Here is a 13,527-nt window from a genome sequence, read left to right on the forward strand (position 1 = left end):
CTCTGATTATTGAAATTCAAGGGTAAAGGTTGCCGAAGCCCTCACCAGTCCCGGATTGACGGACTTCTGAGTTGACTTCAGACGAGCGGAGTAAGGCAAAATATTGTTCTGTTCTGGTACCAGTGGGATCCACTGCATCCCGGCATGAAGGTCATTCAGTTTCACCGGACGCATATTTCCGTCCAGTATTTCTATACCTAAACCGGAGGCCGTATTGCTTCCCTCATCCAGTTTCAACAGAGTATTATTTTCTGCATCCTCAATACCGTTAAATGCAACCCGAACCCCCGTTGTCCCTTTGCTGCATTCACTTAACGTAATCTGAAAAGGGACGGCTGGACTTGTGCTACCGGTCGTTGGAAATTGTCTGGCACTGTTTTTTTGGAGATCTACGGTAAAATTAAGCGAATCCGATGAGACTGTGCAGCCATAATCGAGGACGCGCCCGCTAATTTTAATAACGCTATCTGCGGATAAAGCAGAATAGGTGGTTAACCCCAGACATAAACCGAGGAAAATAACGTTATTGTATTTCATAATCTATTGTTCCTTAGCGACAGATTGCTGTCTGCTGGTTCAGCAAGGTTCCAGGAGAGACTTCAGGAAGCTTGTAATCGACAATACAGTTTGAGTTTTTATCATTGCCCCATGAAACCTGTAATTTCCCTGACTGTGGAAGTCCAGTCAGATAAACCTGACCATTTTCCGCGACAATGCTGCCATTTTTATTCTCTCCGTGAGTGACAATTGCACCGAATGGAACGCTTTTATTACCGTACTTCAACGTCATTAATACTTTCCCGCCGATTTGTGCATTAAATGTTGCTCTGGCAATAGCACCGTGAGTTGGGATGACAGTGACTACGGTTTCATCCAGTTCAACATTATCTGCAAGGGAATTCGCGTTAAGAGCGACACGATTTTCTCTATATTCTGTCGCAAATGGTAATATTGCATAGCCACGCCAGTCGGTATGAATTCCGGTCTGGTTCTCTATTTTGACATTATCAGCGCCAGGAGCCTTAACCAGAACCATTGTGTCGCCCAGCGGCTGTCCAAAGGTGATGCCATCAGCATGAGCAATAATCCCACCACTCATTCCGTAATAAATCTGGCTGCTGTCACCATTCCGACTGTAACCGACATTCGTATTACCGTAAGCTCCACGATAATTAAGAGAACTGTAACCACTGGTGCCAGACGATGTATTACCTCCGTGGGTGTTACCGACCTGAACGCTATAATTCAGGTTATTATCCGGCAGCAGAGTGCCATAAACCCCCGATAGATTGGTCATGCCGCCTTTCAAATCGTTTGACATACTGTAACTGGCGTTTGAATTACGAAATGCCGACTGACTGTCTGTACGCATCCAATGACTGAAGGGAACATTAAGCGTAAAAGCGAGTAAATGATCCCGATCGTTTTGCCATATATTATTGGAATAGCTGTAATTCAGCGAAGTCGTAATATCACCAAACGGCACATTTAATCCAAATGATATTTGCTGGTCGCTGCGTGACGTGTTCCAGTAACTTTGGCGACTGGCACTGAAAAATGTCGTACCGTAATTTCCAAGCTGCTGAGAGATGCTTATTTGTTCCTGACCACGCTTACTGTAGAACAGATTAAAATAATCAATAAATTGTGTCTGCTCATTGGTGTCTCCGGTAGGAGGCTTGACGGTGTAACCACTCATTCGACTGTAGGCACTGTCGGATAAGTTATAAAAACCTTGCGTAGAATAGCGATATCCTGCGACCTGGATATTGGTTCCTGTCTGGTAGAAGGATTTGCTGTAGACGGATTTAACCGATTGCCCACTGTGACGGGTGCCATCTGCAAGTGTCGTATTGGCCTGTGTGATATCGAAAGAAAAGGCACCAAAAAGTCCTAAATCTTTCCCAATACCAAGGTTGAAGGCCTGATAATCTTCTGCAATTTGCATTCCGCCATAAGGTGTCCAGTTTCCTTCCAGACCATGCATCAAGCTACCTTGTATGAACTTGGGAGAGCTTTGCAGGTTATTTCCACTACGATATTCCCCCATGGCAAGCGCATAACGCGTATATCCAGCACGTTGGAGAACCGGAACAGACGAATAAGGAACATATAATGTCTGAATACTGCCGTCTGCCTCTTTTATGGTTACTTGCAGATCACCACCATTGGCCGCAGAGTTGATATCATCAATAGTAAAAGGGCCGGGTGGAACAGTAATCTGATAAACATCGTATCCGTTCTGTTTTACACTCACTTGTGCGGTTCCACGGGCAATACCATGAATCACCGGAGCGAAACCATGTTGGCTATCGGGCAACATCGCTTCTGTTGAATTTATTTTGAGGCCACGAAAGTTCACACTATCAAAAATATCGCCATCGGTATAACTATCACCTACCGTTAACCGTGAGCGTAAGGGAATAATGTCACGTTCAGCCGACGTATTGATATGCTGCCATTTATTGCTGTCAGATGAATTGCTACTCCCACTGTAATAACTCCACGTTGAGTTATCGCGCAGTCGCCAACTACCAATGTTGATGCCACTCTGTAAATTCAAATATGCATAGTTTGATTTTCCTGCATTATGGTTACTACGATTATTAATAGAATTACCATTAAAACTATAGTTTAGAAGCCCAGCATTTATTCCTTCTTCCCACAGATCAGGAGAAACATAGCCGCGAGCCATTCTGCCAACATAAATTTGCGGAACGGAGAGTGACAAATGTTGCTGACCAACATCAAACTCAGTTGATGCGTCGGCCAAACGATCCTGAAGTGGTGTGCATGCGCTGTTGTCCGGCACATGTTTTTCTGCCGAATGTTCTTTATTGTCTAATAACGCTGATTTTTTTATACCAAGACTGACAAGAAGATCTGTACTCAGGCATGGGATGAGTTCTGCATTATTATCATCTGCAATAAAAGTAATATCCCGACTAGTCATAAATTCATCGTTCAAATAAATGTCGACCCGATATGTACCAGGTGGTGCCTCGCGTCCCTTAGTAAAGGCGGATAAATCGACAGATTCAGCAAGATCATTGCTTAAAAACCGTGGATTAAAATAATACTCTGCGTCAACGGGAAATACCGCAGTTGCTAAGCCAAGGGCAATGGTAAGCCGTGCAAAGCGAGGCATTATTAACACCTGATGCATACGATATGCCTTAAATGCGGCACGAATGGCTGTCATTATTAATTCCGATTGAGTTTATTATTAATTAGGTCACTGGCTTACTGCATGGTTGCCTTAATACGCGGAGTTAATGCACCGTAATCATTGATCGTCTGAAAACTGATATCCCCGGTTGCAGCATGCGTGATATCCACCGATACTTCACCTTTTGGCGGCACCATGGTGTTTGGGAGATTGCTATTTCCTGCTTTCATATTTGTTACGGTAATGAAATAGGGCGTTGGATTAATAAGCGTGAGTTTGCTACCGCTGCGACGAAACCGAAGCATTGCAGGCGCTTCTTCAGGTGCCATTGCCAGGTTCGTGGGGCGATAAAACATTTTTATGCGGCTAATAATTGCCAGCTGTAATGTATTCTCATTCTTCTGGTCTTTTTCCATAGCAGGAATAGCTTTAACATTCACCCAGAACAGGCTTTCACGGTCGCCTGGTAACTGATGATTAGTAGCGTTGATTATCCGCAGCGTATTCTCTTTTTTACCTTGCATGGAAAAAAGCGGTGGGGTAATGACAAACTGGGTGTCTTTTTGGTCACCTGCATTTTCTATCCATGACTGAATGAGATAGACACTGGCAGGATCATTATTCGTGACAGGCAATAAAACCTGTTTCTGGTTTGCCGGATAAATTACCCGCGTCGCACCCAGTGCGACAGCTGCGTTGGCAACGGTGCTATGGCAAGCAAAGAGCAATAAAAGTAACACTGTCGCCATAAAGGAAATAGAGTAGGGGGTACGCGTAGTTTGCATCTGATGCATTCTCCATGTGTTAAGAGGATAAGCGGGAAAACCGTTACATCAGACAATCGATTAATGTTGCTAATACATTGGCGAGTCGCCGGGTTTCCAGACTTAATGCGTTTGTAATAAATGTTGGTTCTCTTTTAATAGGAAAACCTTGCTACAAAGTAAATATTTTAAATAACAGTAAGTTTAACTACTGTTGTTTATTGATAGTTTAGATATTATGTGATTTTTCATAGCGCTCCAAATACAAACCATTTCTCATTAAAAATGAGATGAATATTGGTAAATTGCTCGGGTGTGCGTAGCCATGCCACACACACCCTGTTTCAATTTCAGATGACGTATAGCCACCTTAAGATTGAATTATAGATATTGAACTTTGAAGGTCGCATCAGCGTTTGCAGTACCAGCTACGGACTGCCCGAGAGCAATATAACGAGCCTGGAATGGCAGTATATTCGTGCCATCAATCAAGTCGGTTTTAGCACTAAAAGTGGCCCCATCAAGTATTAATACCTCACCCGTACGGTCCAAAATTTGAATACCGACATTTTGGGCAGAGCCTGCCGCTGAACTCTGCAGCGCTAACGTATCGTCATTACTGGTGACAGTAGTACCCAGGAATGCAACAGCTGCATTACTGGAAACATTGGTATCACAATCATTCAGCTTGATATTGAAGCCAACGGCGGAGCTGAGGTCACCCGCTTTAGCCAGGCGAGAAGAACGAACCTGACCCAGCTCAACCGTTTGGTTCATTGATTCTGAATCAATTGCACAAGCGGCATTTACCACTTCACCTTTAAAATGAATAACACCGCCATTAACAGTGGTCGTTACTGATTCATCACCCTCGGCTGCGCTTACCGCAGCAGACGACATCGCCAACACAGAAACGACAATCATACCAACATGTTTGAGTTTCATAATTCTCCAAAATTTATATTTAAGTAGCTGAATAAAGAGAGTTAACAATTAAGTCATTCTGTTATTGCTTATAAAACAAGAATCATTCTTGATTGGTTGTTGCCCTGAGAATATAGTTTCCAGGGTTATTACATTTCACGAAGAACGATAATATCTTTAAATCACAAGGACACCTAATCACAACAAGTTTATTGCTGCACTTGTTGAAGAGAGTATTTGCAAAAACATTTTATGTCGCTAAATAACATGACGATTTCATTATGCATGTTATTTATAAACCGTGACTAAACAGAATATTATTGCGAACAAGGGAAGTGTCAGGAAAGGTCAAGGGCTACTAATGGTTAATATGGCTATAAATCATTAGCTATGGTTAATGTTTGCTTGCTGAAACTAACACCGAATTGCTCTAAACAGATAAGTGCAGGGTTTATTAAAGCTGACCGACAGACTTTCTTAACCTGGTAATATCTCTCTTGGGTGACTCTCCAAACATCCGCGAATATTCCCGACTGAAATGGGATAGCTTTCGTAACCGACAGCATAGGCTGCTGTGGTGACATCGTAATGTTCATTCAGCATCGGTCGCCTGACTTCATTGAGACGTAGCCATTTCTGATACCGGAGTGGACTCATTCCCGCTTGATCCGTCCTTAAATAAGTAACAGCACCCTCTGGTGTTTTCGTATGCAGTGTCTATGCGACAGACACTGCGCTCTTAGCATGGGGCAGGGAATAACCAGGCTATTTCTCCATGCACAGGCCAATTATGAAAGAGGAGAGGCTTAAGTTCTTGAACCCTGAACGAATAACGACTACCAGAAAAGCACTTCGCATCACTCAGACATGATTTAACATAATATACATTATGCGCACCAGTATAAACCAAGGAAGAATCCAGTCGTTGGCGGTCATGATTGTCGTGCTCATTAACAACGACCAAACCCCATATCTCACTTACTACCGTATTCTCGGCTTAACCGTCCATGCAACCTCAACACATTGGTTTCAACTGCCGTCACCACGTTCTCCGGAAAATCTGTCGGTAATGAAGTCTTCACGTTATCCAGTGCTGCCGGAATCATTCTGGCAAAGTCACTTAGGATTTCATGCATCTGCACTTCCGGGAATCTCAGCACCTTTGCTGTCGCCAAAAAATGTCGCGGATAAATTTTATCGATTGCCGTTTTTTTGCCTTTGGATGCGTTAAGCCCCATTGCCAGTTTGAGATCGCTGATGTGTATTCCCGTACCGCCAAGGACCGGAAATGCTGAAATGATGTCGTAAAATGGCGTGAGTCGATAACTGCCGCCAGCCTGAATAAATACGGAGAAGTTTTTTGCATGACCGTCCGTTGCGCCAATCAACCACTGGAAGACCTGGAATTTCATAAAATCATAGCGATCTTTCAGCGCCTCGCTGGACCCCATCAAAAAAGCCATGATCCGCGCGATGCCTGGGCCTCCATCTGATTCATATTTCACCGATGAAGGTAAACCGAATGTCTGACACATATCCTCCTGTGGCAAGCGAAGTAAAACCGTTCGCTCAGCATTCCAACGCCTGTCAAAACGTTCGACCGCTAACGCGCGCACATTTCCCGCTTTAATGATTTCTGCGTCCGGAACATTCAACCCAAGTTCTTTCGCCAGCAGCAGACAGTAATACTCATTATCAACGCTTTGGCTGAGATCGAGCGTCGCATTGGGCTGCCTGATTTCGCCAATCGGTAATTTAATGATGTGCGTCGTCGGCGTTATTCCTTTCGGAATGCACCAGTCATTGCCTATTCTAAGCAGCGCTGTCTTCTCCTGCGCGCCAGCAACCGAGATGCGAAAGTCATTTTCTTCTCTAATCATGCCCAGAGGGATATCTGCTTTATAAGCCGTTAATACTTCTTCAAGCCTGGCTTCAGTAAGCTTTTCCCATGCCATTATCGGGCGCGTTATGGTTTCATTTTCGGGTAATAACGTTACGGCACCAACGCTGTCTCGCCCTATTTCTGACAATAAATCAAACGGTTGTCTGGATTTAGCATGATAACGTTTAACGATCCGGTCACGTACAATCGGGCTATCGGGTAACAGGTTATCGAAGAAGTTAAATACGGCATCTGAGGTGATATTCCCCCTCTGCAATGGCAGCGAAAGTGACAACGGTCTGGCATAACGGCTGGCTAACCACTCCGGTGCATACTTAAAGGTGTGCGCGCCGTTGGCTAACTTCGTTAACTCGCCTACCCGCTGGTTGTTCATCCAAGTGACAAGTTTAGGCATTACCACTCCAGATCTTGCTGTTCTGTTGATTCTGGCGAGGCATTTTTCGTGTCGCATAGTGTCATTGAGAGTTCAAGCGACTGTAAAATCTTAAAAAATGTCGTGAGCGTGGTATTGTCAGGGTTGTTTTCGAAATTGGAAATTGTCGCCTGCTTAATGCCAATTTTTTTCGCCAGCTCGCTCTGCGTCCAGCCATTTTGCTGGCGAACCAGTTTCATTGCATTCGCTAATTGCGTTGGGCTATAGATCTTCTGAAAGCTCATCATGTCATACGTCCACAGCAAATTTATCCGCTTAAGGGGATATTATCAGTTTTATCCTTTAGTGAGGATAAAGTCAATCTGGAAACACATCTTATCCGCTGTACGGGATAAACGCTGCGATATCCGCGATCGCGGATAAAAGGGAGGCTTTAAAGCCTTTGAAGTCGGCAATATTAAGCCGCATGCCATCTCGACATGCGGCTTATACGGTTTACCAGCTATATTTCACTCCCAGCATGCCCTGAGTATCGCTATAGCCTTTATCACCTAGTTGCACACCGACATTCCCCCACAGGCTAAGGTTGTTATTTACTTTCGCCTCAACCCCGGTACGTACTTCACCGAGATTACGCGCACCTTCATGGCCTACGGTTTGACCATTCATCTTCACGGCGTAGACTTTGCTGTTGTTGATCCAATTCGCTTCAATGTAAGGCTGGAACTCACGCTGTTTACCATCGTCACGCTGGTGATGGCTGTTCAGGTAGGTTTTCACCCCAAGTCGCGTTTGCACATTTCCGTCGCCTTCCGTTTCAATGCGCGTTCCGTCTTTCCGGGTATGGTCGGAATCTTTCACACCCATCCAGGTGATTTGCGCCTGTGGCTGGACGTACCAGGTATTCAGCGTCCCTTCGCTGCCGCTAAATGTTCCCGCTTCAAAGGTATACCCACCCTCAACAGAGGCCGTCACACCGCGAGAATCATAGTCGTCAGCAGAACGGTTATCGGAACTGACGCTGTTATCAAACCAGTTATACAGCGCCCAGCTGTCAACATAAGCGCCGGTCTTATTCGCATCGTTCTGATACCAGGTCGCGTACAGCCCAGCGCTGTAACCGCTGATGCGCCCATCCGATTTATAACCCACACGATTACTCTGAGTATTACTGTGCTGATTAGCGTAACCTGCCATCACGCCAAGATGCCAGCGATCCTGCGCGTTGCTACTCCACTGCGCCAAATCGCCGCCTAGCTGCAATACATAGCGGTTAGCCTGAGTATTTAGCTGACCGTCACCGGCCCTTGAACGTTCGTGCCCTCCGACATGACGCATCCACATACTGCTTGCCGACCCCTGAGAATGCAGTGAATCTATATACTGCGGCTCACCCAGACGGTCGTGTAAACGATGGCTAAACAGCGAGTTGGCTGCGGCAATGTTGCTGATATAGCTTCCGGCCTCCGGGCGATAAACTGATGGGCCTTCCGGATCCACAACAGGGGGATTATTGATGGGGTCGGGCGTATCCGCTGGCGTTACGCCGTCCCATTTACTGGTCAGATACCAGTTTTTCTCGTCATTCCCCTTCCCTTTAGCCAGCGTGTAGACGTAAGCCCCAGCTTCGACAGTTCCGGTGGTCAGCGCGAAGTTACCTGCAGAATTACCGCCAACCTCAATGAGTTCAATACCGTTGACCGTTTGTGCACCGACGCCGCCAATGTTATCAACCCGAACGCGAGTGTTCCCTTGGGTATCGCCTTTCACGTTCATTTTATCGGTGGGCGAATTATCGCCGCCCAGCGTCGCGTTGAACGTCATCAGGCCATTGTTTCCGGTATAGTTGCCGTTAACGGTCAGTACATTCCCCGGTTTCCCCCCTTCGCTATTCATTTGAACCGTGCCGCCATTCTCCAGGTTGCCGCCGATTGTGGTTTTAGCGACACGCAGTGTCCCCCCAGGCATAACGTTCACATCACCTGCAGTGGTGACATTTCCCGACATCACACCGCTGTTATGGATATTAATGTGTTGACTTGCCATATTAATGGCAGAGTCGGAACCGAAAGCAATTTCCCCCCCCACGATATCCGTCGTACCCTGATACGCCGCGGAATCGTTGTTAAGAGTCAGGATCCCGGTACCCAGTTTTGTCATATCACCGCTACCGCTGATACTGTGCGTCATCGCCCAGCTACGCTCAGTGGAGATGGTGAGCAGGCCATTATTGATAACGGAAGCATCACCCAGGTTTTTCTGCTCGTTGACGCTGAGCGCGCTGCCTGTATCAATGTTGAATTGCCCCACAAAGCGGCTATTATCGCCATCCAGCTCTACATCTGTCCTGGCGGTTGCGCTCACGATACCCTTCCCGCTTATGCTATTACGCAGTTCGCCAGTCACGTTTTTTAGCGTTAACAGACCGTCATTGGCAATATTTCCTCTGCCTAACCCCTGAGTATTATCGAGGCTGACTTCCGCATTTGGGCTAATGCTGGTTAACGCATTGTAGCGTGCATTAAGCCCCTCGATAGCCAGCGTTCCCCCTGTAACATTCAGGTTTCCGCCACCTGTCAGTTCACCCTGACTGATCCCACCTTTATTTACCGTCAGCGCCCCCTCTTTGAACAAAACAGTCGAACCCATCTGCCCGGTGAATGTCTCTACCGTCTGCGTCGATCCATTAAGATCGACGATGGCCGCGTTGCTGATGTTCAGTTCCCGGGTGTTGCCAAGTGCACCATCCGCATCGGTACGTAATGTCCCCATCTGAACGTAGGTTGCCCCCTGATAGTCGTTCTGACCGTTGGAAAGCGAAACCTGTCGCACCGTATTGATTGCCAGATCCCCTTCACCACCGATTTTTGCCGACATATCGGCCGTTGCGCCATAGGCTCCGCCATGTTCGGCTAACGTCAGCTTTTGCCCACCATGGATGTTCAGCGCTTTCAGCCCATAGTTAACGTACAAACCATCACCTGGTGCGGTCGTGAGGCGGAATCCATAATCACCCTCGGCGACCACCGTTCCGTTTTGCGCAATGTGTAACGTTTTGTCCGCTTCCACCTCGTCGCCCTGTAAATCACGTAACGTTAATGAGCCACCCGACCCAATAACCGTTTGCGCCTTCACCAGTTGAACGCCGACATGGCTATCGTCGTGTTCCAGCAAATTGAGCGTCGTCAGAGGGTTATTCGCCATGGGATCATTCCACGGTTTAGGCACGTCGATAAGCACGTCGCCCGTCCCGTTTACCTGATAGTTACGGCCTTTCCAGGTGTAGTCACCCGCGCCGACAACCAGCGTATCGACGCTGATATATCCCTCTGCAAGCGTCGCAGCAGGAATATCCGTATCGAAAATGAGCGTACCGCCATTCATAGCCAGTCCACCAATGGATTGCTCTCCCACTTTTACCGATGTGGTATTTTCACTGTCAGACTGCAACATCGCGTGAGTAAGCGCAGCGGTGTTGTCGCGTTCCAGAGTGAAGGTACTGTCTTTCAGTTGGGCAACACCGGCGAATTCAGTCCCTGTTGCATGGGTAAAGCCAAACATCTTGTCGTAGGATGACAGCTGCACTCGCATCAAGCCATCGCCTTTGAGCGCATTGGTCAGCGTGTAATCTCCTGCACTGTTCGTTGATGCGAGAATGTCGAGCGTACCGGGGCTTGCAATGGTGACTTCACTCGAACCCATGCCCGTTACCCCATCTGCCGTATGAGACGCAATGGTCAGGAGGCCGTCATTGACCAGCGTTTTACCGCTATAAGTATTCCCTGCATTGAACACCGTATGGCCTGCATCATGGATCACTTTTCCGTCTTTATCGTCACCTGTAATCAGCATATCGACCTGGTAGCCGGCATCACTGTTATTAGTATGATTAAAGACAAAAACACCTTCGCCAGAACCAAACTCTACTTTCGTCGCGTTGGTTATATACCCGGCATCTGCCGCCGCCTCACCGTGAGCTGCACCAATGTTTAGCGTTCCTACAGCAGGTTCAAAAACACCTAAGTAAACTTCTCCACCTTCGACATTCAGCGTGCCGCTATTCGTCAGGGTTAACGTACCCGTACCAGATGTCCCTACGTACATATTGAATGTTTCAAGAAGAGAGTTCTGCCCATCCACCCTCACGTCGCCCTTACTTTTGTCATTGAGAGCTATCTGTGTATCACGCGCTTTAACTATACCTCCGGTGGTAATATTCAGTTCACCCTTGCCTAATACACCGACCTGTAGCAATTGTGCGTTAGTAGATGATGTCTTTAAATTCCAGAGACTGTCCGTTGAAATATTAACTATCCCCTTACCGGAGGCATTTCCTCCGATAAATCCATAGCCCGTTGAATTAAGGGTGGCACCATTACTGACATTTACGATACCGCTACCAAAATTACCGACATTGATACCCACAGTATCGAACGATGATGTCGCATCCATCAGGTTCAGTGTGCCGATACCGCTTGCTTTATCGCCCAAAAAAGTAATATTTTGCGATACGAACTTACCGCCATCGCTAATATTGAGGTTTCCGACGCCCGCAACACCAATGGTGGTATAGACATTCTTATTGACCTCCCACATCCCCCCCGTGGTGATGCTGACATTCCCGACGCCGGTTTCTCCATAACCGAGTGAGCTTCCTCCGTTGCTGACAACAAGCCCCTCATTACTGATATCCATTTCGCCGTGGCCGTCATAACCAAGATTAGTTCCGAGATTAGTGATAACGGAGTTCTTATCCTTAACAGTAATGTTGCCTGTGCCTGTTTCTTTCATCCCCGCAGTGATAATTCCCGAATCTACTTTACCTTCACGCGAGACATTAAGTTCACCGTCGCCAGCATCACCGATATAGATATAGCGGAAAGCTTCGCCCGTTCCGAGGAAATTCCAATGCCCTTTATCGGTCACGTTGACGACACCGTGGGAACCGTCCTGAACGCCCACTAATGAATATTCTTTGTTATTAATTAGTCCATTATTGGAAATATTGAGTGTGCCATTACCGAAATATCCATTATAGAGTCTGCGTACCGTGATGACAGAGTCTTGATCCTGCACATTCAGGGTTCCGATACCGGTAGCATTGCCACCGATAATCGTGTTTTCAGCCGTAATCAGTCCACCCTCGCGAATAGTCGCTTCCCCCGTTCCTTGATTACCAATTTGAAATTCAATTGAGGAATCGTTATTTTTTATTAGCCACTCGCCACCCTTTTCAACGACAACCTGGCCATTACTGCCCGCCTGATAGCCTAAAATGGCGACGATTGAACTCGTGACGTAACCCTTATCCGTAATATTTAATGAGCCCGTACCGTAACTCCCTATTTCGAATAATTCGGTCGTCAGAACAGAGTCCTCTCCCTCAACATTGACCGTCCCGACGCCTCCTGTCGAAGAACCTAATCTTAAATAGCCTCCATCGACGTGACCCTTCTGTTTAATATTCAGCGTCCCCGTTCCGGATTGACCCACATTTAAAGGCCTTGCATTATTTCCGCTATCATACAATCGCCAGGTGCCACCCAAAACATTAACGGTGCCCTCTGAGTCCTCATTAGCGCCAATGACGCTGGTAGTAATAGTGGTTAAGGAGGCATTACCGCCAGCCAAAATATTAAGCACTCCAGTGCCATACCAGCCAACCAGGTAGGCATCATAAGCAACATCAGTATCAATATTGGTAATCTGATCATTATCAACTTCCAGACTTGCACCAGACGCTGAACCGCTTAGTGCCAGCAAAACACCCAGCGTCAATCTACTGAATTTCGTTGTCAGTCCAGAGGATTTACGCAAATTAACCGTCGATGTTTTACCTGCCCTGCGAGTTAATTCCGAGCAGGCCTGAAATACCTGTAGAGTGCAATTCCATATCACGCGATAGATTCTATTCATATAAACGCTCCATATACAAACAATACAGTCACGAAAGAGATGAGTCGTCAGACATTAAAAATGAAACTTATTAAATTGTCAGAGGTCTGTATTGAGTGTTAGTTGGAGGTGGGAAGGTGTCAATTTGGCTAATTTGCTAATGCTTTCGAATTGATAGATTAAAAATTGCATAGTTCTTATTTTATTTAAACATGAACTATGAGTTATTGTTGCTTAATAAGAAAACTGTTTCTTTCAATAGGAAAATTATCATCATCATATTTAACAAAGAATAGCACTAATTGCTAAAAATCGAAGTTTATTAAACCCCTTTTGCATCCATTAGTGTCTTTAGGAATATTCGCTATAAAATAAGGGTTGTGCTTAATGCTTTAAGAAAAATAGCAATTTTCCCTTGAATATAGTACTGGTGATGGAACGATGAATCTGCAAGCTGGCTTTTAACAAGCCAGCTCTAAAAGAAGGGAAATAAGAATAA

General features: G+C 46.2%; 7 protein-coding genes and 1 pseudogene. All 8 read right to left on the bottom strand.

Annotation, left to right across the window (positions count from 1 at the left end; genetic code table 11):
• Positions 1-6: 6 nt before the first annotated feature.
• Positions 7-537 (bottom strand): fimbrial protein, encoded by a 531-nt coding sequence (locus tag ACJHXA_RS02160; RefSeq protein ID WP_000876784.1) that lies wholly within the window; start codon positions 535-537, stop codon positions 7-9.
• Positions 538-550: 13 nt separating this feature from the next.
• The gene (locus tag ACJHXA_RS02165; protein ID WP_039023495.1) at positions 551-3,202 is read right to left on the bottom strand and encodes a fimbria/pilus outer membrane usher protein; all 2,652 of its coding nucleotides are present in this window, start codon (positions 3,200-3,202) and stop codon (positions 551-553) included.
• A 41-nt stretch (positions 3,203-3,243) separates the two neighbouring features.
• Complete coding sequence (locus tag ACJHXA_RS02170; RefSeq protein ID WP_001195166.1) at positions 3,244-3,954, bottom strand: fimbria/pilus periplasmic chaperone; 711 nt, start codon at positions 3,952-3,954, stop codon at positions 3,244-3,246.
• Positions 3,955-4,314: 360 nt separating this feature from the next.
• A complete protein-coding gene (fimA, locus tag ACJHXA_RS02175) occupies positions 4,315-4,878 on the bottom strand; it encodes a type 1 fimbrial major subunit FimA (protein WP_001296758.1) in 564 nt (187 codons plus the stop codon).
• Between the two features lie 433 nt (positions 4,879-5,311).
• A pseudogene (locus ACJHXA_RS02180) lies at positions 5,312-5,520 on the bottom strand (helix-turn-helix domain-containing protein); the annotation flags it as partial.
• 311 nt (positions 5,521-5,831) lie between these two features.
• Complete coding sequence (gene hipA, locus ACJHXA_RS02185) at positions 5,832-7,154, bottom strand: type II toxin-antitoxin system serine/threonine protein kinase toxin HipA (protein WP_001125455.1); 1,323 nt, start codon at positions 7,152-7,154, stop codon at positions 5,832-5,834.
• Entirely contained in the window at positions 7,154-7,420 is a 267-nt protein-coding gene (gene hipB, locus ACJHXA_RS02190) for a type II toxin-antitoxin system antitoxin HipB (protein WP_001296726.1), read from the bottom strand. Before hipB ends, hipA begins: the two co-directional genes overlap by 1 nt.
• A 208-nt stretch (positions 7,421-7,628) precedes the next feature.
• Complete coding sequence (locus tag ACJHXA_RS02195; RefSeq protein ID WP_001315515.1) at positions 7,629-13,049, bottom strand: ECSE_1600 family autotransporter; 5,421 nt, start codon at positions 13,047-13,049, stop codon at positions 7,629-7,631.
• Between the last annotated feature and the right edge of the window lie 478 nt (positions 13,050-13,527).

The sequence above is a fragment of the Escherichia sp. WS33 genome, from assembly GCF_046486385.1.
In the GTDB taxonomy this organism is placed as follows: Bacteria; Pseudomonadota; Gammaproteobacteria; order Enterobacterales; family Enterobacteriaceae; genus ECMA0423.